Origin of the sequence: Janthinobacterium amylolyticum (assembly GCF_051380655.1) — a bacterium.
Lineage (GTDB): Bacteria > Pseudomonadota > Gammaproteobacteria > Burkholderiales > Burkholderiaceae_D > Janthinobacterium.
In genome coordinates this window covers 24,539-45,719 of record NZ_JBNYXL010000001.1, presented here as the reverse complement: position 1 = coordinate 45,719, position 21,181 = coordinate 24,539, and the positions used below count along the sequence as shown (strand labels likewise).

The 21,181-nt window shown below is 63.0% G+C and carries 26 protein-coding genes; 12 read left to right on the top strand and 14 right to left on the bottom strand.

The annotated features are described in order from the left end of the window. Positions 1–54: 54 nt before the first annotated feature. The 4 genes from ACQ4WR_RS00240 (at position 55) to ACQ4WR_RS00225 (ending at position 2,436) form a co-directional block, all read left to right on the top strand. On the top strand, positions 55–627 hold the full coding sequence (locus ACQ4WR_RS00240) for an FMN-dependent NADH-azoreductase (RefSeq protein ID WP_436484488.1): 573 nt from the start codon (positions 55–57) through the stop codon (positions 625–627). A gap of 140 nt (positions 628–767) precedes the next feature. Further along, entirely contained in the window at positions 768–1,055 is a 288-nt protein-coding gene (locus ACQ4WR_RS00235; RefSeq protein WP_102296761.1) for a putative quinol monooxygenase, read from the top strand. An 80-nt stretch (positions 1,056–1,135) separates the two neighbouring features. After that, complete coding sequence (locus ACQ4WR_RS00230; protein WP_436484486.1) at positions 1,136–1,702, top strand: hypothetical protein; 567 nt, start codon at positions 1,136–1,138, stop codon at positions 1,700–1,702. After that, a complete protein-coding gene (locus ACQ4WR_RS00225) occupies positions 1,702–2,436 on the top strand; it encodes a hypothetical protein (protein WP_436484484.1) in 735 nt (244 codons plus the stop codon). Before ACQ4WR_RS00230 ends, ACQ4WR_RS00225 begins: the two co-directional genes overlap by 1 nt. Positions 2,437–2,453: 17 nt before the next feature. Here the strand turns inward: ACQ4WR_RS00225 and ACQ4WR_RS00220 are convergent, their stop codons facing one another. Continuing rightward, the gene (locus tag ACQ4WR_RS00220) at positions 2,454–2,825 is read right to left on the bottom strand and encodes a hypothetical protein (RefSeq protein ID WP_436484482.1); all 372 of its coding nucleotides are present in this window, start codon (positions 2,823–2,825) and stop codon (positions 2,454–2,456) included. 73 nt (positions 2,826–2,898) lie between these two features. Next, positions 2,899–3,240 (bottom strand): sigma-70 family RNA polymerase sigma factor, encoded by a 342-nt coding sequence (locus tag ACQ4WR_RS00215; protein WP_436484480.1) that lies wholly within the window; start codon positions 3,238–3,240, stop codon positions 2,899–2,901. A gap of 646 nt (positions 3,241–3,886) precedes the next feature. Between ACQ4WR_RS00215 and ACQ4WR_RS00210 the strand changes: the two genes are divergently transcribed. Continuing rightward, on the top strand, positions 3,887–4,057 hold the full coding sequence (locus tag ACQ4WR_RS00210) for a hypothetical protein (protein WP_180979507.1): 171 nt from the start codon (positions 3,887–3,889) through the stop codon (positions 4,055–4,057). Positions 4,058–4,318: 261 nt separating this feature from the next. Here the strand turns inward: ACQ4WR_RS00210 and ACQ4WR_RS00205 are convergent, their stop codons facing one another. The 6 genes from ACQ4WR_RS00205 to folE2 form a co-directional block, all read right to left on the bottom strand. Continuing rightward, positions 4,319–5,860 carry a cryptochrome/photolyase family protein gene (locus ACQ4WR_RS00205; RefSeq protein WP_436484478.1) on the bottom strand — a complete coding sequence of 514 codons (1,542 nt, stop codon included), beginning with the start codon at positions 5,858–5,860 and terminating at the stop codon, positions 4,319–4,321. Positions 5,861–5,971: 111 nt separating this feature from the next. Continuing rightward, a complete protein-coding gene (locus ACQ4WR_RS00200) occupies positions 5,972–8,431 on the bottom strand; it encodes a penicillin-binding protein 1A (RefSeq protein WP_436484476.1) in 2,460 nt (819 codons plus the stop codon). 339 nt (positions 8,432–8,770) lie between these two features. Next, on the bottom strand, positions 8,771–9,166 hold the full coding sequence (locus ACQ4WR_RS00195) for a hypothetical protein (RefSeq protein ID WP_102296773.1): 396 nt from the start codon (positions 9,164–9,166) through the stop codon (positions 8,771–8,773). Further along, complete coding sequence (blaOXA, locus tag ACQ4WR_RS00190; RefSeq protein WP_436484474.1) at positions 9,163–9,984, bottom strand: class D beta-lactamase; 822 nt, start codon at positions 9,982–9,984, stop codon at positions 9,163–9,165. Before blaOXA ends, ACQ4WR_RS00195 begins: the two co-directional genes overlap by 4 nt. Positions 9,985–10,075: 91 nt before the next feature. Further along, a complete protein-coding gene (locus ACQ4WR_RS00185; protein ID WP_102296777.1) occupies positions 10,076–10,258 on the bottom strand; it encodes a hypothetical protein in 183 nt (60 codons plus the stop codon). A gap of 23 nt (positions 10,259–10,281) precedes the next feature. After that, positions 10,282–11,202, bottom strand: a complete 921-nt coding sequence (gene folE2, locus ACQ4WR_RS00180; RefSeq protein WP_436484472.1) for a GTP cyclohydrolase FolE2 — start codon at positions 11,200–11,202, stop codon at positions 10,282–10,284. A gap of 176 nt (positions 11,203–11,378) precedes the next feature. On the opposite strand from folE2, the gene ACQ4WR_RS00175 reads away from it, so the two are divergent. From ACQ4WR_RS00175 to ACQ4WR_RS00160, 4 genes are all read left to right on the top strand, one after another. Next, on the top strand, positions 11,379–11,735 hold the full coding sequence (locus ACQ4WR_RS00175) for a VOC family protein (protein ID WP_436484471.1): 357 nt from the start codon (positions 11,379–11,381) through the stop codon (positions 11,733–11,735). A gap of 94 nt (positions 11,736–11,829) precedes the next feature. Beyond that, on the top strand, positions 11,830–12,159 hold the full coding sequence (locus ACQ4WR_RS00170; protein WP_436484469.1) for an ArsR/SmtB family transcription factor: 330 nt from the start codon (positions 11,830–11,832) through the stop codon (positions 12,157–12,159). 11 nt (positions 12,160–12,170) lie between these two features. Next, positions 12,171–12,428, top strand: a complete 258-nt coding sequence (locus tag ACQ4WR_RS00165; RefSeq protein ID WP_102296787.1) for a hypothetical protein — start codon at positions 12,171–12,173, stop codon at positions 12,426–12,428. A gap of 39 nt (positions 12,429–12,467) precedes the next feature. Further along, entirely contained in the window at positions 12,468–12,908 is a 441-nt protein-coding gene (locus ACQ4WR_RS00160) for a hypothetical protein (protein WP_102296803.1), read from the top strand. 140 nt (positions 12,909–13,048) lie between these two features. Here the strand turns inward: ACQ4WR_RS00160 and alkB are convergent, their stop codons facing one another. Next, positions 13,049–13,711 carry a DNA oxidative demethylase AlkB gene (gene alkB, locus ACQ4WR_RS00155; protein WP_436484467.1) on the bottom strand — a complete coding sequence of 221 codons (663 nt, stop codon included), beginning with the start codon at positions 13,709–13,711 and terminating at the stop codon, positions 13,049–13,051. A gap of 95 nt (positions 13,712–13,806) precedes the next feature. Between alkB and ACQ4WR_RS00150 the strand changes: the two genes are divergently transcribed. Continuing rightward, on the top strand, positions 13,807–14,280 hold the full coding sequence (locus ACQ4WR_RS00150; RefSeq protein ID WP_102296791.1) for a heme-degrading domain-containing protein: 474 nt from the start codon (positions 13,807–13,809) through the stop codon (positions 14,278–14,280). Positions 14,281–14,313: 33 nt separating this feature from the next. On the opposite strand, the gene ACQ4WR_RS00145 is transcribed toward ACQ4WR_RS00150, so the two are convergent. From ACQ4WR_RS00145 to ACQ4WR_RS00135, 3 genes are read right to left on the bottom strand one after another with little or no spacing between them, the layout of a single operon-like run. Then, positions 14,314–15,006 carry an aspartate/glutamate racemase family protein gene (locus ACQ4WR_RS00145; RefSeq protein WP_436484465.1) on the bottom strand — a complete coding sequence of 231 codons (693 nt, stop codon included), beginning with the start codon at positions 15,004–15,006 and terminating at the stop codon, positions 14,314–14,316. A gap of 24 nt (positions 15,007–15,030) precedes the next feature. After that, entirely contained in the window at positions 15,031–15,804 is a 774-nt protein-coding gene (locus tag ACQ4WR_RS00140) for an SDR family NAD(P)-dependent oxidoreductase (protein ID WP_180979508.1), read from the bottom strand. Beyond that, positions 15,788–16,537 (bottom strand): GntR family transcriptional regulator, encoded by a 750-nt coding sequence (locus ACQ4WR_RS00135; RefSeq protein ID WP_102296796.1) that lies wholly within the window; start codon positions 16,535–16,537, stop codon positions 15,788–15,790. Before ACQ4WR_RS00135 ends, ACQ4WR_RS00140 begins: the two co-directional genes overlap by 17 nt. Positions 16,538–16,671: 134 nt before the next feature. On the opposite strand from ACQ4WR_RS00135, the gene ACQ4WR_RS00130 reads away from it, so the two are divergent. Next, complete coding sequence (locus tag ACQ4WR_RS00130; protein ID WP_436484462.1) at positions 16,672–17,109, top strand: acyl-CoA thioesterase; 438 nt, start codon at positions 16,672–16,674, stop codon at positions 17,107–17,109. Here ACQ4WR_RS00130 and ACQ4WR_RS00125 read toward each other — a convergent pair. Continuing rightward, positions 17,106–17,789, bottom strand: coding sequence for a YoaK family protein (locus tag ACQ4WR_RS00125; protein ID WP_436484461.1), 684 nt, complete (start codon positions 17,787–17,789; stop codon positions 17,106–17,108). The two genes, ACQ4WR_RS00130 and ACQ4WR_RS00125, sit on opposite strands and share 4 nt — an antisense overlap. Positions 17,790–17,972: 183 nt before the next feature. Here ACQ4WR_RS00125 and ACQ4WR_RS00120 point away from each other — a divergent pair, with 183 nt between their 5' ends. Further along, positions 17,973–19,337: an amino acid permease gene (locus tag ACQ4WR_RS00120; protein ID WP_436484459.1), complete on the top strand. Its 1,365-nt coding sequence runs from the start codon at positions 17,973–17,975 to the stop codon at positions 19,335–19,337. Positions 19,338–19,417: 80 nt separating this feature from the next. Here ACQ4WR_RS00120 and ACQ4WR_RS00115 read toward each other — a convergent pair whose 3' ends face one another. After that, the gene (locus tag ACQ4WR_RS00115) at positions 19,418–21,040 is read right to left on the bottom strand and encodes a hypothetical protein (protein WP_436484457.1); all 1,623 of its coding nucleotides are present in this window, start codon (positions 21,038–21,040) and stop codon (positions 19,418–19,420) included. Positions 21,041–21,181 lie beyond the last annotated feature (141 nt).

The window sequence follows — 21,181 nt, the reverse complement described above, 5'->3', positions numbered from 1 at the left end:
TTTAACTCGGTTACAAAAACATACCACCCGATCATATCACCCAAGAAGGCCCCCATGAACATCCTGCACATTGATTCAAGCATACTCGGCGAACATTCCATCAGCCGCCAATTGACGGCCGCCATCGCCGCCCGCCTGCAGGCGGCCGCGCCGGGCGCCAGCGTCCACTACCGCGACCTTGCCGCGCAGCCGCTGCCGCAATTCACGGCCGCGCCCGGCGATGCCGATAGCGCCGCGCTGGGCGCGGCACTGGAGCAAGTGCTGGCCGCCGACGTCATCGTCATCGGCGCGCCCATGTACAACTTCGCCATCCCCAGCCAGCTCAAATCCTGGCTCGACGCGCTGGCCGTGCCGGGCAAGACCTTTGCATATGGGGCCAACGGGCCGCAAGGCTTGCTGGGCGCTAAGCGCGTGATCATCGCCTCGACGCGCGGCGGCTACTATGGCGCCGACACGCCGATGGCCGCGCTCGAGCACCAGGAAAGCCATCTGCGCAGTTTCCTCGGTTTCCTCGGCATCACGCAGATCGAGATCGTGCGCGCCGAAGGCGTGAAGGTCAGCGACGAAGCCAGGGCCCAGGCCTTGAGCGCCGCGTTTGCACAGATCAGCGCATTGCAGGCGGCATAAGCGAGAAAGGCGAAATAAGGCGGCGGCGGATTTTCTGGCTGGGACGGAAAGTGTTTCGGCCCAGCCAGACTGTGACTGGCCGGCAAGAAAGGGCAAACTGCGCTAAGCTGCACCCGCCCCACTACTTCACAAGGACCACCATGACCCTGATCGTCGTCGCCACCATCGATGCCCAAGCTGAACATGTCGACGCCGTGCGCGCCGCCTTCGAAGCCGTCGTGCCGCCCAGCCGCGCGGAAAGCGCCTGCCTGCGCTACGAATTGCATGTCGACAACAAAATTCCCACGCGCTTCATCATGCTGGAAGAATGGACCGACGTGGCCGCCTTGAGGGCGCATGAAACGACGCCCCACTTCCACGCGCTGCTAGCGGCCACGGACGGCAAGGTCGTCAAGGTCGAGGTGGCGGAATTGAGCAAGCTGAAGTAACGGCCACGGGCGCGTTCAATCGCGCGTTCCCCAAAGAAAGTTGCCACTTATAATATGGCAACTTTTTTTTAATGGCCATCATGACACCATTTTCCACGCTGCGCGGCGCCATTGCGGCTGCCGCCTTGATTTTCTGCACGGGCGCCTTGGCCCAAGTGCCGATGTCCACATTGGTGGGCGACTACAACCTTGCCTCGTCGGCGACCGTGCCGGCCAGCAGCTGGGGCTATTCCAAGGGGCGTATTTCCATCCAGCCGCTCGACGCCAAGCACCTGCTGATCGTCCTGTCATGCGAGTGGAAGCGCGAACCGAAAGCCGTCTGCGGCGATTATTTCTATGCCCAGCAGCGCGACGACGGCCTGTACCTGCAGGATATGAATACCTTTGCCATGCGCCTGTATTTCGATCCGGCCTCGCGCAAGCTCACCATCATTTCACGCGGCGCCGATGCCAAGGCCAGCGTGCGCCATGACGTCTTCAGCGCCACCACGGCGCCGCTCACGGATGCGGCGCTGGTGCGGCGCATGAAACGCGAAGTGTCGAATGCCAACAGCAAGGAAAACCGGCGCGTCTTCGGCCCCCATGACAAGTGGGACTACGAGAAAAACCGCATCGAGTTCCAGCGCCAGGACTTGACGGCGCCGTGATGACGGGCCTGCTCCATCCCGTGCGCCGCCACCTGCTGCGCCTGCTGGGCACGGTGCTGTGCTCGCCCATGCTGGTGCGCGCGGCCGAGCGTTCCCTGCCCGGCGCCGTGCGTCGGCGCATCCTGGCCACGCTCGATGCACCGCTGCCCACAGTGCTGAACGTGCACCACCTGGCGCTGATACGGCGTTTCAATATTGGCTGGTCGCCCGTGGAAAACGGCGCGCCCATGCTCAATCCCGCCTACCCGCTGGGCAAGGGCGACACCCTGGCGCTGGCCATGCAGGCCATCGACAGCAAGGACGCGGCGCTGGCCGCCCAGCGCCTGATGGAAGCGGCGCAGCTGCTGCCGCATTTCGTGCAGATGGCAAATCTGAAACCGGGCAGCTACGCCAATGGCAAGACGCCGTTCACGTTGACCACGCGGCATGTGAAACTGCTGCGCCAGCAGTCGTGGCTGCCGCTGGACATGCTGGGCATGAGCGCGGCAGAGGAATACCTGGCCGAAGGCTACTGGCCCACGCCGTCCGTCGACGGCAAGCGGCCCTACGGCAACTTCACGAACTACCCGGTGGAAATGGCGCAAGCGCTGGGCCTGCCACTGCACCGGCAAGCCGATGGCAGCCTCACCATTACACCGGCGCTGAGGGAGGAACTGAAAACGCTGCACCAGCAGACCCTGGCGGCGCTGCAGGTGTTCGTGCGGGAAGCGGGATTGAGGCGCAATACGCTCTGACGTCCGGTCGGGCTTTTTCAGGGGAAACGCCCGCATGCCTGCAAGAGCCAATGCCACTCTATCTCCAGGCACAGCAGCTTATGCCTGTGTTTTAAGCGGGGCTCATCGCCTGCTTTGGCCCGGCTGGAAAGCTGGCAATTGGCAGATACTGATTCGATGCCGATCATTTTTGGCGGCGACGGCTCTTTTCTGCGCGCGTGTACCAACACGCGCAATGCGACAGCGAGCGCCACGCCATTTGTTTGCAAATATTTTGCTGCCACAGCGGTACCAAGCATTTCCTGGAAAATAATCGCCACATCTATTTTTTGCGCGGTCAACGCATCGATCCGCCTGGGATGACCAAGTTCCACCTGTACCATGCCACCGATGTCATTTTTATTTACCATGTAAATTCAAGTCAAATGTGGGGCAAGCACCATATGCTCCCGCTTCGGGCTACCGCAATTCGGCAAGCCGCATTCATTGATCCTTTTCCAGTAGCTTGCGTATCTCTGCTTTGACTCTGTGGATACGGCTTCGCACTGTTCCCACCGGGCATTCCATCCTTGCCGCAATCTCGTCATAACGCATGCCTTCCTCCTCACGCAACAACAGTGCATTTTTCAAGGGAGGCGGCAAATTCGCCATCAAGCGAATAATTTCCATTCCGGTTTCCATTGCACTACATATCTGTTCCGGACGATCTTCATGTAACATGTTCAATGCATCACTGGAATAATCCATGCCATCAAACAAATCAAGGAAATCCGATTGCATTTCTCTGGCACTGCCATAATGGTTTTTTATGCCATTCATGGCCATTGAATATCAGGTCGAATAAAACATGAAATGCCTGCGACCTCTTTTAAAACATTGAAAACCGTTAAGAAATACAATCTGAAGCCTGTCATCAATATCTTCCTCGCGCTGAATATGATGACAAATCAAATTTCTTAGCCGCGTGCGATATCTTTTACGCAATACATTAAATGCCTGTAGAGCATGCGCACAAGAATTTTCCATAACGAAATTTTCATTTCCAATATGCATGGATGACTCACTCAAGCCAACGTTGCCCCATATCCTAGCAGCAAGAATACATCGCCAAATTAATACACAGAAATATATTGATTTAGATCAAGTACCAGAACGCGCATGAATGCCATATCAAAAATTAAACTATTTTTTTCCCTCGGAAATAATTTATTTTGAATATTTTAATATAAGCATAGAAATATTTTTTCCATAGGGAAATTTTAATGTATTTGAATCAGAATTTTCTGATGAAACTTTTCACATGTTTTCCAGCGTACGCTTAGGAAAATTTTTATGTAGTAATATTAAAAAATATTCAAAGCATTTTTGGTGAGCATTTCTGATGATCAAAAAAACAAGCACTTCATACATCATCGAGTTTACGCAGCGAACGACGCGGGTATTAAGGTCGCTCAATGTTGAGTCTGTACGTATGAAGATCGATATCAAAGACACGGCGATGCCGTTCGACACGCGAATCGTCGATGCCTGGGTCAGCATCGAAGACGGCATCCTGTGGCTGGAGCATGAAACGGGGGAGGAAGATACGGTGAAAATCAGGCTTGCCACGGTGCTGCGCTGGTCACGTGAGCCCAAATGGTAGCCAGACTGCGGGCGCCACCCGGCACTGTTTCCGGCCTTCCCTGCTACAGTTTCTTATAAAGAAATCTGCAACCGCTGCCGCCAGCCGCCAGCTGCCAGGCGGACTGCCAGCGTGAACATCCGGCAGTCCGAGGTATTTCCGAAACCAATCAACGCCATAATCAGCCAGGTACTCAGCCTTGCGGTGCTGCAAGTGTTCCTGCGTGACGCGGCGTTGAGGTAGCATGCCGTGTAAGCGTGTCACGGGCCATAGGACCCGGCATTACAGGGAATCAAGTCCGGCCAGTATCGTGGCGGCCTGCTGCCGGAAAGCCGCGACTGTCGCCTCGTCCATCTTCTCCAGTTGCCGATATGCCATGCCGATACGGGGATTGCGCGCCAATTTGTCCGCATTGCGCTGGAAAAAATCCCAGTACAGGGCGTTGAATGGGCAGGCGCGCTCGCCGATGCGCGCCTTTTTGTCGTAGTGGCAGCCCTTGCAATAATCGCTCATGCGGTCGATATACGCGGCGCTGGACACATATGGCTTGGTGGCCAGCAAGCCGCCATCGGCAAACTGGCTCATGCCGACGGTGTTGGGCAATTCCACCCATTCGAAGGCGTCGATATAAATGCCCAGGTACCAGCCATGCACTTCAGCCGGATCAAGGCCGGCCAGCAGTGCGAAATTGCCAATCACCATCAAGCGCTGAATGTGATGCGCATGCGCCTGTTCCAGCGACTGGGTGATTGCCGTTGACACACAATGCATCTTCGTCTTGCCGTCCCAAAACCATGCCGGCAGCGGACGCTGGTGGCCAAAGAAATTCTTTTCCGCATACCCGGGCATGTTGGCCCAGTAAACGCCGCGCACGTATTCGCGCCAGCCCAGTATCTGGCGAATGAAGCCTTCCACGGCGGCCAGCGGCGCATGGCCCGCATGGTAGGCCGCCTGCGCCCGGGTGACGACTTCGCGCGGATTGAGCATTTTCACGTTCAGCGCGAACGACAGCAGCGAATGGAACAAGCGCCAGGCCTTGACGCTCATGGCGTCCTGGAAGTCGCCAAAATGCGGCAGCGCATGCTCGATGAAGGCGTCGAGCTGGCGCAGCGCTTCCTCGCGGTTCAATGCCCAGGCCAGCCGGTCGGCCTGGGGCGCGCCAAAGCTCTTCACGCCAGCAGCGACGATGGATTGCCATAGCGCGGAATGGTCATGCAGGGTACGCGCATCCTGCGGCTCGGCGGGCGTGCCGCGCCAGGGCTTGCGGTTGTCGTGGTCGAAGTTCCACTGTCCGCCGACGGGCTGCTTCGCGTCTGCCATCAGCACCTGGTGCGCGACGCGCATCTGGCGGTAGAAAAATTCCATCAGCCATTGCTTGCGGCCCGCGAAAATATCGGCCGCTTCGTGGCGCGCCGTGTAGAAATGCTCGCTGTCAACCATCATCCACGGGATGGCCGAGCGGCGCCCGGCCTGGTACAGCTGCTGGTCCAGGCGCCATTCGTCGGGCGCCTGGTATTCGAAGGCGGCGGCGTCGTAGCGGGCGATCAGCGCTTCGATATTCTCCGGCATCGGCCGCGCGCTTTCGGCATCGTCGATGGCGATATAGTGCACCCGGTGCCCGGCCTGGCGCAGCTGGCGCGCCAGGTCGCGCATGGCGGCAAAGATCGCCAGGATTTTTTGCGCGTGGTGCAGCACATAATCGGTTTCTTGCCGCACTTCCATCAAGACATAGACGGTGGCGTCGTCGACGTCGGTCAACCAGCGATGCCGGGGATTAAGCTGGTCGCCGAGTATCAGCCGCAGCGTGGGTTTGATCGGACTCATGTTTGTTTTGTGATCTCCATGGCGGCTGCCGCGCGGCGCCCATAAACACAGCGCAGGACGCGATGCAACGGTTCAGCGGTTCAATTCGGGACAGGCGCCACGCGCTGCCCGTCAGCCTTGCGGCACGGGTGCCGGGGCGGGTTGCGGCGTCGGCGCAGGTGCCGGCGTCGGGGCTGGCTCCGGCACCGCCTTGCCATGCGCTTCCTGTCCATCGGCCGCTTCGGCCGGCATGGCCAGCGGCGCCGGCGGCGCGCCTTCCTGCAGCAGGTCGCCCGGCTCTTCCACCGGCTCATCCTGCGGTTCCTCGACCGGTTCCACATGGCGCAGCGGCGCTGGCGGTTTGCCACCGGGGAAGATGGCGTCGCGCGCGATCTTGCCTGTATCGAGCGCCGTCTTGAAGAAGTCGCCCACCACCAGCACGGCGTTGTGGCCGCCCTGGCCCCAGTAGTTGCTGCGCATGGTGACGCGCGCATCGTTGAAACCCACCCAGGCGCCGCCCACCAGTTCCGGATGCATCAGGATAAACCAGCCGTCCGCATTGTTTTGCGTCGTGCCGCTCTTGCCGGCCACGTCGGAACGGATGCCGAAACGGCTGCGGATGGCCGTGCCCGTGCCCCGGTCGATGACGCCGCGCATCATGTCCGTCAGGGTGGCGGCAGACTCCGCTTTCATGGCGCGCTGCGGCTTGGCGTCGCCGAAGCGGGCGATGATCTTGCCCTCGCGGTCAGTGATGTGCGTGACGACAAACGGCATGCGGGCCTCGCCCTGCGCCGCGATGCTGGCATAGGCATTGACCATTTCCAATAAAGTGACGGGGCTGGTGCCCAGCGCCAGCGACGGCACTTTTTCCAGCTTGCTGTCGCGGATGCCCAGCGCGCGCGCCAGCTTGATGATCGGCGGCAAGCCGACGTCCTGCATCACTTGCGCCGTGATGGTGTTTTTCGAGTACACGAGGCCGTCGCGCATGGTCATGTCGCGCCCCGTGGTGCCGCTCATGTCCGTCGGGCGCCATTTGCTGCCGTCTGCCGCCTTGATATCCATCACGGCATCGCGGTAGACGTGGTCGGGACTCAGGCCCTTTTCCAGTGCCGCGCCATACACGATGGGCTTGAAGGTGGAGCCGGGCTGGCGCGCGGCCTGCGCCACGTGGTCGAATTGCTCGCGCGCAAAGTCGCGGCTGCCCACCCAGGCGCGCACGGCGCCCGTGGCCGGGTCCATGGCCGTAAAGCCCGCTTCCAGGCGCGTTTTCGATTTGCGCAGGGCCGCCATGAAGGCGCGGTCGCCCTTGAGTTTTTCCAGCGCTTCATCGGGCGTGCCGCCGACCGCCGCCAGCTTGCGGTAGTCGGCCGATTCGCGCACGAAGCTGTCGAGCAAGCCCGGGTGCGATTTCCAGAAATAATCAAACGCCACGCTGCCCGCCTGCATGCCCGCATACATGCCTGTCGAAGTGGACGATGGCACGCCGGCGCGGCTCCATTCCACGTCGGCAATGGCCTGCAATGCATTCGCCTGGCGCTCGACGGCGCGCTCGGCCGCCTGCTGCAGATCGTGGTCCAGCGTGGTGTGCACGACCAGGCCGTCACGTTCCAGGTTGTAGTCGTTTTCGTCGGCCCAGTCGATCAGCCACTTGCGCACGTAGGCCGTGAAATGGCTGTCCGACTGCGCCCGTTCGCTCTGGCGCTCGAAATGCAGGCGCAGCGGCCGCTTCACCAGCTGCTTGTAGCGCGCTTCGTCGATGACGTCGTGCTTGCGCATTTGCCCCAGCACCACATTGCGGCGCTGCAGCGAGCGTTCGGGATTGCCCACCGGGTTGTAGTAATTCGTACCCTTGAGCATGCCCACCAGGGTGGCGCTTTCGAGTATATCGAGACGCGAGGCCGGCTTGTCGAAATACGTGCGGGCCGCCATTTCGATACCGTAGGTGTTGTACAGGAAAGGCACCGTGTTCAGGTAGGCTTCGAGGATTTCCGTCTTGCTGTAAGTAGCTTCGATCTTCAGCGCCGTGATGAGTTCCTTCAGCTTGCGATTCAGATTGCGCGAACGCCCGATTTCCTCGGGGAACATATTGCGCGCCAGCTGCTGCGTGATGGTCGAGCCGCCCTGGGGATTGCCCCGCGCGCTATGCAAAATAGCGCCGGCCGTGCGCGTGAAATCGATGCCGTGATGGTCATAGAAACGATGGTCTTCTGTCGAGATCAGCGCGCTGATGACGTTGGGCGAGATTTGCTGCAAGGTGACGCGCTCCTGCAAGCCCTGGTCGAAGCGCACCAGTTCCTTGCCATCCGCGCTGACCATGGTGCTGGGCGCGGCGGCGCGCGCCTGGCGCAGGTCGTGGATGCTGGGCGTCAAGGGGATCAGCAGCAGCATGTAGGCAACCAGCAGCGCCAGCAGGGCCAGGAATGACCACAGGCCCAGCACCAGCGCGCGCCGCACGGGCGGCAAGGTCATCAAATGGGCATGGCCGCGCCGGTACAGCGCCACCATTTTTGTCCACGCCACGCCCGCTACGCGAACGGTTTGCGTGCGCGCCACTGCCAGCGCCTGCCGTGCTTTTTCCTGAAACTGCTCCATGCCTGATGCCATTCCTGTAACCTTGTCTGATGCCGGATGATCCGTTTCAGCAAGTATATAGGGCGGACTATGTGGCCGGCTGGAAATAAGTAAGCGTAAGTAAGCGTAAGTAAGGAAGACACCCTGATTATTGCCAATCTTGAAAGGCATGGACTATACTCAGCTCCACCATCACCCCATTCACTACCGGACGCCGCCATGCCTACCCTGCCAGCACGCCAGCAGCTGCACGCCATTTTCCTTGCTGCCAGCGGCTTTGCCGTCTTTGCCCTGGGTATCAGGCTGGGCTACCAGCTGGTGTCCGCCATGACACGGTAAAAAGCGCAAGCCCCCCCCTGCTCAGGCACGGCAGGCATCGAGGCGCGCCAATGTCACGCCCACATACGCGCCCACGCAGCGCGCGTCCTGCGTGTAAAAAGCGTCTTCCACCAGCAGCAAGCCGCAGTCGCAGACGACGGGAGCGACGCTGATCACCTGGCCCAGCGCCAGGTAGCGCCAGCCATCGAGCCGGCGCAAGCCTTTTACCGCACCGGGATTGGCGCTGAAGATCGCATCCCAGTCATCGCTGCCGCTGGCCATGGGCCACAGTTGCGCCTGGAATGGCGTGCCGGCGGCCAGCTGCGAGCCATCGAACTCGTCCATCACGTGCAGCCGCTGGCCGTCCACCTCGATGATGGCTTCCAGGTACTCTCCTTCAGTGGCGATGAAGGTCGCCGTCACCGCTTTCGAGCTCACTTCTGCGCCTGCTCCAGCAATGCCGGCAATTCTTTCAGCATGGCGGCACGCGTGCGGATGCCGGCCGACTGTTCGCCCTTCTGCTCGTCCTGCACCAGGCGCGCGAAGACGATGGTGCGTTCGCCCTTGCTGGCCCAGCCCACGAACCAGCCGTAGCCGTGCTCCTCGTCAAAGCTGCCATCGGCCTTGCGCGGGAAGGCCGCGCCTGTCTTGCCATGCACTTGCCAGCCGCCCACGTCTTCCAGGCGTGTCAGGCGGCGCGTCTGTTCCATCGCCTGCTTGCTGACGGGCAACTGGTCGTTGACCAGCTTGCGCAAGAAACCCACTTGCTCGAGCGGCGAAATCTTCAGCGATGAGGCGATCCAGGAACGCTCCAGGCTGTTGTCCTTGCCCGGGTCGCCAGACACATCCGCGTTTCCGTAGCGCAAAGCCTTCGCGTATTTCTGGAAGCGCTCGGCGCCCAGCGCCTGCGTGATCTGCTGCGAATACCAGACAACGGAATACTGCATCCAGCGCGACGGGTCCGTATCCTGTCGCCAGGCCTCGCCGCCCCAGTCCACATACCCCTGGCGGTAGGGCAAGACCGGCTTGTGCTGATCCTTGAGGAAGCCGGCGTCATAGCCCATCAGGCTGAGAGCGATCTTGAAGGTGGACGCGGGCGTCACCCGGTCGAAGCAGTTACCTTCCTGCAGCAGGACAGTACCCGCCTTGGCGTCGGCCATGGCGGTGCAGATGGTGGCGGCCTGGGCAGAAGTGACGGCCAAGGTGCCGGCTGAAATGCCGAATGCAAACTGTAATAAAGCGACGCTGAATTTCATGGGCCTCCTGGTACGGGGACGATAGCTAGGCAAAGCGAAATTGTACCGGCCAGCGCGTCCCGATGCCAGCAATGTTTTCAAATTTACAAGGCTATTTTTTCGCTGGCGTGCCGGCAGACTCATGCGCCAGATCGCGCCGGAGCCGCTCCTCTTCCAGCTCATCCATGCCCAGCTTTTCCTCATCGATCAGCGCATGTTCACGCCGTTCGCGCTGCAGCTCCTGTTCCAGCTCCAGCGTGCCTTCTTCGGCACCGCGCTCATTCTTTTCCGGCATGCTGTTCTCCTCCAGGGGCTTGACTAAAAAGCACCGGCAAAGTCGCCGGCCTGTGCCACGGCGTCGTGCGGATGCAGGCTTTCCATATGCCGCACGGCAACGCTCGCTTGCGCGTAGTGGCGCGCCAGTGCCGCCTGCACGCGCCGCGCTGCATCTTCCACATACATCAGATTAGCACCATTCAGGCGCGCGAAGGCCTGTTCGTCCGCGCGTTTCACGGCCGTCTGCAACGGCGTCGCCAGCGCGGCCTCGACCAGGTCGATCAGGGCGTACACATCAAGCTCCGCCGTTTCATCGAGCGACACGGTGACGCTGGCCGTGCTGCGCTGGCTGTGCGGCGTGGCCAGGCTCGCGTGCTGCAGCAGCCAGTCGCGGGCGGCCGCGCCATCGATGCCGCCCGGACCGAACTGCGCCGCAAAACCATCGGCCAGCAGTTGGCGCGCCAGCGCCGCCGAACACGGGCACGTCGACGAATAGCCAACTTCCACGGTCAGGGACAAGCTAAAACCTTGCGGCGACAGCGTGGCCTGCAGGCGCACGGGATAGGATTTCCAGCCCGACAGGCCGGCCGTCAGCAGCGCCGGCTGGCGTCGCAGCAAGGAAAAAGACAGCGCCAGGCGCGCCTGCGTGCTGGCGCAATCGGCATGGCTGGCCACCATCGTGCGCAGCAGGGACGCCAGCTCGTCGGCATCGAGCGGCCCGGCGGCGGCAAACGCATCGAGCAGCAGATACAGGCGCGACATGTGGATGCCCTTGACGCGCGGCTCGGGCAAGTCCACGTGCACGTCGGCCCAGGCATGCACCTGCTGCGCCTGGCCTCCCCCCTCCAGCCACAAGGGCAAGGCGATGCCCTGCATGCCGACCCATTCCAGGGGCAAGAGATTGTCCGCATTGCCGCTGGCGGCAACATCGGGCAAGGGTGTGGCGTGCTGATCGCGTTTCATGAAATACCTTCAATATGCAATTGAATTGCATATGATGAAGAAAGCCCGCCATATTTGCAAGTGCCTTGCATCTAAGCCTAAGCCGCCTGTAAAAAATGCCACGGTGCGCGCCCGCACGGAAACGGCGCACGTCCTGGCGTTATCGTCAGGTTCAACCTCGACCAAGGAGCAATACCATGCCCATTTTGAACGCCATCGCCAGCCTGGCCGTGCGCGACTTGCACGCCGCGAGCGCCTGGTATGCCAGCCTGCTGGACAAGGAAGCCGACTCGCGGCCCATGCCGGAAGTGGCCGAATGGAGGTTTGACCGGGGCGGCTGGCTGCAGCTGTACCAGCAGCCTGAGCGGGCCGGCGGCGGCTCCGTGACCCTGGCCGTCGACGATATCGAACTGCTGGCCACGCATTTGCAGCAGCTGAACGTGGCACATGGCGCGCTGACGAAGGCGGCAAAGGTGCACACCATCATGCTGACCGACCCGGACGGCAACCATATCGCGTTTGCCCAGGCGCTGGAGCACGCGATGGCGCGCTAGCCGCCCGCAGGCGCGGCCCCGGCCCCGGCCCCGGCCCTTTTTCCGCGCGCATATTTCGCTTGACTCGCTGTCATGTGTCAGATAATATTGACACATGACAGATCCAAACACATCACCGACGGGTGACCGCCTGCTGGCCATGCTGGCGGCGCTCGACAATCCGCACCGGCTGCGCATCGTCGCGGCGCTGGCCAGTGGCGGACGCAACTACATCAGCCAGCTGGCACGCGACCTGGGCATCAGCCGTCCCCTGCTGCATTTGCACCTGCAAAAACTGGAAAACGCGGGCCTGGTCACCAGCCAGCTGGAACTGTCGCACGATGGCAAGGCCCTGAATTTCTTTGAAGCCAGTGCGTTTCAACTGCTGCTCACGCCAGCCAGCATTGCCGCGGCAGTGTCGTCGCTTACCCCCAACCCTGAATAATCGAGACCATCATGACTGAAAATGCATTCTTCGCGGCGTTCTTTTTCACCTGCACCGCCGCCGTCCTCATCTACGCTTTCAAGTATGCGTCCAGCGTGGCGCAAGCCCGCGCGCGCCTGGCGCAGGACAGCGCCTATCAGGAACTGGCCCAGTCACTGGCCGTCTCGCAGGCGCAAACGGCCGCCGCCCTGGCCGCGCTGAGCGCCACCCTGGCGCACATCGAAACGCGCATGGGCGGCCTGGAAAAAATCCTCAAGGAAGTCGAGTAACGTCGCCTGCCTGCCACCTCAAGCCCGGGAGCCATGACCATGAACACCGTTTCGACCATCCGTCTGTATGCGCTGCGCGCCATGTATCTGCTGGTCGTCCTGGGATTGGGCAGCGTGCTGTGGCCCGGCATCATCATGCCGCATCAGCCATGGGGATTGGCACAAGGCACCGTCAACTGCATGCTGGCCGCGTTCTCGCTGCTGTGTTTGCTGGGCGTGCGCTATCCGCTGCAGATGCTGCCCGTGCTGCTATGGGAAGCACTGTGGAAAACCATCTGGCTGCTGCTGGTGCCGCTGCCGCAGTGGCTCAATGGCCAGGCCGATCCCGCCACCACGGCCACGGCGTTTGAATGCTCGCTGGTGGTGCTGGTGTACCTGGCCATCCCCTGGCGCTACGTCTACGCGCAATATGTGCTGCAAGCGGGAACGCCGTGGCGTGCAGCCGGCCATGTGCAGGCGAATAAAACACCTGCGCTCTGATGGCCAGCACCTGACAACACCGTAGCGAGCGGAAGGAAGCGCTGGCCTGGAAGCGCAACCGTAGGAACAGTACGGGGCCGCCGAGCCGGTGCGCGTCGCAGGCTGCCCATGCCGACACGCAGCAGGTTTTGCAGGTGGCCTCAGGAAGCCTTGCGAAAAGTCAGATTGATGCGCTGCGCGCCCAGCAGCGCGTGCTCGCCCTCCTTCAGCGGCGCCACGCCGTGAAAGCGCAGGCGGTCCACGCCACCCCACACCACCACGTCGCCGTGCAGCAGTGGAATGCGCGCTGCCTTGTCGGCGCGCGCGGCGCCGCCGAATAAAAAGGTGGCGGGCAAACCCAGCGAAACGGAAACGATGGGCGCGGTGAAATCGCGTTCGTCGCGGTCCTGGTGCAGGGCCATGCGCGCACCGGGCGCATAGCGGTTGACCAGGCAGGCATCGGGGTTGAAATGCGCGTAGCCGGCGGCCAGCGCCGCCTCCTGCGCCAGGCGCAGGAAGACGGCCGGCATCGGCGGCCAGGGCTGGCCGCTGGCGGGATCGAGCGCCGCATAGCGGTAGCCGCGCCGGTCCGTCACCCAGCCGAGCAGCCCGCAGCTGCTCATGGCAACCGACATCGGCAAGCCGCCTGGCGTCAGCATGTGGCGCAAGGGCGCGGCGTGCGCGATGGCGTCCAGCGCCGGCAGCAGCCCGGCCACATACGGCAGCGCGAAACCGCGCAGCAGCAACGACGCGCTCGTGCCGGGCACCAGCGGCGCGGGAGCGGCTGGCGCCTGCTCTTCATCGGCAAACAGGGACAGGTTCATGCCGCGTATTTTACGCCGCGCCGCGCAAAAAGCGCGCGCGCAGCCGTGCCGGTGCGCTACAGTAGCGCTTCCAGCCACTCCTGCCTTTTATTCACATGGATCACTACGCCGATTTGCTGCACACCCTGGCACAGCAGGAAGAATCCCTGCAGTTCGACCGCTTCGACAACGATACCGCGCTGGCCGTCGGCCTGTGGATCGTCGAGGAAGTACGCAAGCGGGGCAAGGCCGTCACCGTCAACATCACGCGCAACGGCCAGGTGCTGTTCCACCACGCCATGACGGGCGCCACGGCGGACCAGGCGGACTGGATACGCCGCAAGAACAACACGGTGCAGCGCTTTTGCCGCAGCTCCTATTACATGGGCATTTCCTACAAGAGCCGGGGCAGCACCTTCGAAGACGTCAAATACCTGGACGACATCGAGTACGCGGGCCACGGCGGCGCCTTTCCCCTGCTGATCCGTGGCGTGGGCCTGGTCGGCACCGTCACGGTTTCCGGCCTGGCGCAGGCCGACGACCACGCGCTGGTAGTGGCGGCGCTGCAGATGCAGCTGGACGCGCACTGAGGTTGCAGGCGCGGCTATCCAGCCAGGATACAGCTAGGCGGACAGCGCCTTGCACAGGGCCGCGCGCGCCAGCAGGCGCGTGGAATCGAGGGTCGGCAGCGGCGAATTGGCGTCGCTGATGATCAGGGGGATTTCCGTGCAGCCCAGGATCACGGCATCGCAGCCCTGCTCGCGCAAGCCGCCGATGATGGCCTGGAAGCGCTGGACGCTGTCCGGCTTGACCACGCCCGGCACCAGCTCTTGCATGATGATGCGGTCGATATCGCCGCGTTCGTTTTCGCCAGGGCGCACGCAGGCGATGCCGCGCGCGGCCAGCATGTCCGGATACACGGCGCTGTCGACCAGCCAGCGCGTGCCCGTCAAGCCCACTCTTTGGAAGCCGCGCGCTTGCGCCTCGCTGGCCACAACGTCGGCGATATGCAGCCACGGTAGCGGCGAACGGGGCGCCACCAGCTCAAACGCCTGGTGGATGGTGTTATCGGGGCAGATCAGGAAATCGGCGCCCGCCGCCGCCAGCTTGTGCGCCGAGGCCAGCATCAGCTCGGCCACGCCGGCCAGGTCGCCCGCGTTCAGGCAAGCCACATAGCGCGCCAGCGACGGCGTGTGCATCGACACTTCAGGATGCGCGTACGGCCCCAACGCATGCGCGCCCTCCTCGCCGATGGTGCGGTAGCACAGCGCCGCGCCTTCGGCCGAACAGCCGACGATACCGATATGTTGCGTCATCGTGATGCTCCTTGTTCGATGCGCTTAAATGCGCTGGCCGCCGTCGATGGGAATTTCCGCGCCCGTGATGTACGAGGCGCGCTCGCTGCACAGGAACTCCACCAGGTCCGCCACTTCGGCCGTCGTGCCCAGGCGGCGCAACGGGATTTGCGTGTCGACGATGTGCGAGGTGCCCGGCGACAGGATCGCCGTGTCGATCTCGCCCGGCGCGATGGCGTTGACGCGCACATTCATGGGCGCCATGTCGTTGGCCATTTCACGCGTCAGCGAGGCCAGCGCCGCCTTCGAGCTGGCGTAGGCGGAGCCGGCGAACGGATGCACGCGGTAGCCGGCGATCGAGCACAGGTTCACCACGGAGCCGCCGGCGTTCGACAATTCCTGCGCGAAGCCGCGCGTCAGCGCCAGCGGCGCGAAGAAATTCGTGTTGTACATTTCCTGCCAGGTCTGCATGTCGGTGGTGAGCGAATTGACGCGCGAGCCGCCCGGCCCCTTCGGCGACACGCCCGCATTGTTCACCAGCGCGTGCAGCTTGCCCTCGCCCAGCATGGGGCGCAGCATGTCGACCATCTGGCCGATCTGGCTCAGGTCCGACAGATCCATGCAAAAGTGCGTGTTGTGCTCCTGGCTGCGCGGGCAGCCGCCCGGAATCGGGCTGCGCGACACGGTGATGACCCGCCAGCCCAGGCTGCGGAAGCGCTCGGCCACGGCGTGGCCGATGCCACGGCTGGCGCCCGTGACGATGGCGGTTTTCTGTTCGGCGATGTTTGCGCCGCTGTCCTTGCTACAGTGATTGCTCATATTGTTCCTTGTCCTGTTCGTCCATGTCCTGTTCGTCCATGTCTTGCTCAACCGCGCCGGCATGCACGCGCTCCAGGCGCATCACATACGCCAGCATCTGCGCCCCGCCGTCGAGAATGTCCTGTTCGATCGCGCGGCGGGCCGCGGCGCTGTCGCGCTGGCGCAGCGCGCTGATGATTTCGCGGTGGTGCCCCACGCGCATGTCGGGCGTAAAGGCCGCATAGCCGGCGGCGATCAGGGGCGCCGTCTGCATCCACAGATGGTCGACGAAGCGCTTTAATGTCGGCATGCCGGCCGCCTGCGCCAGGCCCAGGTGAAACGCCTGGTTGCACTGCAGGGCGGCCGCCAGGTCGTGCCGGGCGATGGCGTCTTCGTTGGCCTGCAGCAGCCGTTCCAGGTCCGCCAGGGTGGCAGCATCGATGCGCTGCGCCGCCTCCGCCGCGCCCAGGCCTTCCAGTTCCACGCGCAGCGCGCGGATTTCCAGGTAGCGCGCCACGCTCAGCACGGGCACGCGGAAGTCGCGCGGCGAACGCAGCACCAGCGCTTCTTCCTGCACCAGTTGCAGCATGGCGTCGCGCACGGGCGTGACGCTGGTGCCCAGCTGCAGTGCCAGTTCGCGGATGCGCAAGCGGTCGTTGGGCCTGAAGCGCCCTGCCGCCAGCGCCTCGCGCAGCATGGCATACACGGACTTGCCCAGGTTGACGTGCGAGAGGCTTTCGAATGGAGTATTCATGCGCGGCGTGGGATCTTTAATTTATGATGCATCATACATCAAGAGGAAAAACAGTGTTTTGCCAGCAGTGCGGCCACGGCAGGAATGGCCGCCAGCACGTACAATCTGCCGCTTGTTTACCAAAAGGACGCCAATTGAACTGGGATTATCCACACGCCTGCACCCTGCCCGTCACGCCCGAGCCGGGTGACATCGACGGCTTGCAGCATACGAACAACGCCGTGTATGTGCGCTGGTGCGAGCATATCGCCTGGCACCATTCGGCGACCCTGGGACTGGACCTGGGTGACTACCGGCGCCTGGACCGGGCCATGGCGATACGCCGCGGCGAGTACGACTACCTGCTGCCCACCCGGGCCGGCGAGGCGCTCACCCTGGCCACCTGGCTGTGCGCCAGCGACGGCCGCTCCAGCATGGAGCGGCGCTTCCAGCTGGCCCGCGACAGCGACGGCGCCACCGTCGTGCGCGGGCGCTGGGAATTGATCTGCATCGAATTGAGCAGCGGCCGCGCGCGCCGCCTGCCACCGGAATTCCTGGCCGTGTACGAACCGGCCATCGTCGCGAAGATCTAGGCTGGCAGGCGCGCCGGTTCCAGCGCGATCAGTACCAGCAAAATCGCCAGCGGCACGGCCAGCGCGGCGAAACCGACGGCCAGATAGGCAAAGGCGGCGAGGATGGCGCCCGCGGCAAAGCCCAGCAAGGGCCAGAAGAATTTCACGCAGCGCTCGCGCGTGGCGCCGTCGGCCGCGCCGCGCAGCACGTCGACCGTGTCGATGACGACTTGCGTGACATTGCCCGTCATCATGGACGTGGGCGCCAGGTGCGCCAGCAGCAACCGGCTGATGGCGCTGTGCGCGCCCATGCCGGCCGCGCCGAACAGGCCGGCCGCCATGGCCAGCGCGCCCGGCTCCGCCGTCAGCGGCTCGGCCAGCATGCCGCACACCATGAAGCCGAGCAGCAGCGCCAGTTCCAGCAGCAGCGCCAGGCGCAGGGCCGGGCCGCCGCGCCGTTCGGCCGCCACGCTCAGCAATCGCGCCGCCGCCACGCCCAGGATAAAAGCGGGAAAGGCCAGCAGCTTGAGGGCGATCGACGCATGCGTGGCATTCGCCAGCGCCGCGCCGATCAGCACGAAGTTGCCCGTCACGTGGGCCGTAAACAGGCCAAACAGGGCGACAAAGCCCAGGGTATCGACATAGCCGGCCAAAAAGCCCAGGCTGATGCCTTGCATGCGGCTGCGCTGCGCCAGGTTCATGGGGTCTCCTCGAGAATGAGCCGCCATCATACCGCGCCGCGCCGGCCGCCGGCAGCGCCAGCGCAGGCAGGAAGGCCCGCCCGCTGTTTGCGCCCCCGCAGTGCAACATGCATTTAGCTCCTGCTTTGCGCAACCATGCATTAGAATCAGCGACTTTATCCCCGCACATCAGGATCACACACTATGACGGCAGTTGGACACACCGAGCCACAAGAGCTCAAGCGCGGCCTGAAGAGCCGCCACATCCAGCTCATCGCCCTGGGCGGCGCCATCGGCACCGGCCTGTTTCTGGGTATCGCGCAAACCATCAAGATGGCCGGCCCCTCGGTGCTGCTCGGCTATGGCATCGCCGGCGTCATCGCCTTCCTGATCATGCGCCAGCTGGGCGAAATGGTGGTCGATGAACCCGTCGCCGGCTCCTTCAGCTATTTTGCCGACAAATACTGCGGCCACCTGCCCGGCTTTTTGTCGGGCTGGAATTACTGGGTGCTGTATGTACTGGTCAGCATGGCCGAACTGACGGCCGTCGGCATCTACGTGCAGTACTGGTGGCCGGGCGTGCCCACCTGGGTTTCGGCGCTCATCTTCTTTTGCGCCATCAACGCCATCAGCCTGCTGAACGTGAAGGCGTTTGGCGAGATGGAATTCTGGTTCGCCATCATCAAGGTGGTCGCCATCATCGGCATGATCGTCTTCGGCGCGTACTTGCTCGCTTCCGGCGACGCCGGTCCGCAAGCCTCCGTCGCCAACCTGTGGCAGCACGGCGGCTTCTTCCCGAATGGCTGGCAAGGGCTGGTGATGGCCATGGCCGTCATCATGTTCTCGTTCGGCGGCCTGGAACTGGTGGGCATCACGGCGGCCGAGGCGGACGACCCCAGCACGACGATTCCCCGCGCCACCAACCAGGCCATCTACCGCATCCTGATCTTTTACATTGGCGCGCTGGGCATTTTGCTGTCGCTGTATCCATGGCAGAACGTCGTCACCGGCGGCAGCCCCTTCGTGCTGATCTTCCACGCGCTCGACAGCAACCTGGTGGCCACGGCCCTGAACGTGGTGGTGCTGACGGCCGCCCTGTCCGTGTATAACAGCGGCGTGTACTGCAACACGCGCATGCTGTTCGGCCTGGCCAAGCAAGGCAATGCGCCGCGCGCGCTGCTGCACCTGAACCGCCGCGGCGTGCCGCTGGTGGCGCTGGGCGTATCGGCCCTGGCGACGGGTGCCTGCGTGGTGGTCAATTACTTCATGCCGGGCGAAGCGTTCGAAGTGCTGATGGGACTCGTGGTGTCGGCGCTGATCATCAACTGGGCCATGATCAGCTGGATCCACCTGCGCTTCCGCGCGCAAAAGAAACTCGAAGGCAAGACCACCCTGTTCCAGAGCCTGGGCTATCCATTCACGAACTACCTGTGCCTGGTGTTCCTGGCCGGCATCCTGGCGATCATGTTCCTGACCCCGGGCCTGCGCATCTCCGTCTACCTGATCCCCGTATGGCTGGCCGCGCTGGGCATCGGCTACTGGATCAAGCAAAGCAAGGCCAAGGCGTAAACCGTTCGCCCCGCATCAAAAATAAAGCCCGTCTTCGCAAAGGAAGACGGGCTTTTTCATGGCCATGAGCCGGCAGCCACTTAGCTGGATACCTCTTCGGCCGGCAGCACATCGGCCTGCCACAGGCTGATGGTCTGGCCCGGATACGACCGTAGCAGCACGTCGTCGCTCAGCGCCGCCAGCGCCTGCTTGCGCTGTTCGATGCGCGCCTCGGGCGTCGTTTCTTTCGCGCCCGTCTGGTACGGCCCCAGCACCGGCAGCAGGTCGCGCAGCACGGAGTAATTGCCCGGCGTGCTCTTGTCCGATTCCAGCTTGCCCAGGAAATACTTCATGACGCGCGTGGACTGGCTGGCCTCCTGCTGCAGGCTGGCCCTCACCAGCTTGCCGTCCTTGTAGCCCACCTGCGCATCGCTGCTGGCCGAGTCCTCGATCTGGTGATACGTATAGTTCTGCGATTCCGTGTTGGTCGTCAGGCGCAGCGGCACGCCGGCGACCAGCGACTCATGGAAGCTGGCGCTCAGCTTCGATTGCTGCTGCTGCCTGACCGACCGGTCGTCCTGGCTGGCACCGGCCTGTGCCGTTTTCTGCGACACCTCATAGTTGAAGCTATCCTTTTCCGAACCGCGCATGGGATTGCTGAAGTTGACGGCTTGCGACACGCTGGCCGTGAAATCGGCCAGTCCCGACAAAATGGCCTTGTCTTCGGGCGCCAGGCGCCACTTGCCCGTCCCGGGCGGGGCATCCGCCGCCTGAGGCGCGCTGGTGTTGCTGTGCAAAGCCGTAAAGCTGTCCTTCAGCATGGCCACCAGGCCCGCGTCGCCATGGCCGCGCGAGGCAGCCTGGTCGAACTGCTGCATATAACTGCCCAGCGCCTTGGCCTGGCGCTCCTTGCTGCCCAGGGTGTTGAGCGCGCTGGCATCGACCTTCAGGTCCAGGGTGCCGGCCACCCCGCTGAAACTGACGGAGCGCTGCGTGCCATCGGCCTGGAAATCCAGGGTTTGCACGCTTTCCGGCTCGCCGCGCACCTTCACTTCCGCATGCAGCTTGACGGACGCCAGCACCTTCTGGTCGAACTGCATCAAGCCATCCAGCTTGATTTTCGGCGTGCTCTGTCCCATGCCGTCGATGGCGTCCTGGAAGCCCTCAGCCAGCTCGCCCAGCGCGCGCGTTTCAGCATCGCTGAGCTCGCCGCTGGCCGTCATGCGCACAGCCAGGCCGTCGCCCTGGCTGTCGAGCGACAGCTTGACTTCCACGCCGCTGCTGGTGGTGATGCTGAGGGACACATTATCTTCGCCGAAGCCATGCAGGTCGCCCGGAGCAATGGCGGACGCCGCGTAGACATTCGCCGTCGTGCTCGGTGGTGGCTGGCGCATCGCCTGCGAAAAGTTGTAGTTGCCCAGCTTGGCCTGTCCCAGCATGGCCGCGCCCACGCCGCTGAAGCGGCCGCCGAACGCATACGAGGAAAAACTTTTCGTCATCGCCTCGCTCACCTTGTCGCGCGTGCCGCTTTCCCACACCAGCGGCGATGGCTGCACTGCGGCCGCACCCTCGCCTTTCGCGCTTTCCGGACTGAGGGCAACGATGGACGATGTAGCGGACCTGGCTGTCGCCGCCGGCGCATCGGCACGGTGGGGGGCGGTGGCGGTGGCGGAAGCGCGCGCCGCAGGGCTATTCCAGCTGTTGAGCGGGGAAATGGAGGTCATGGCGCGGTCGCCTTGCAAGGGAAGAGAGGGTGCATGAATGACATATCGATATCGTTAAATATTTTGTAATTAACTGGCGGCAAGCAGATCATCCACCCCGTGGTACGGCATGGCGGCCTGCGCTGCATGGCAATACTGTAT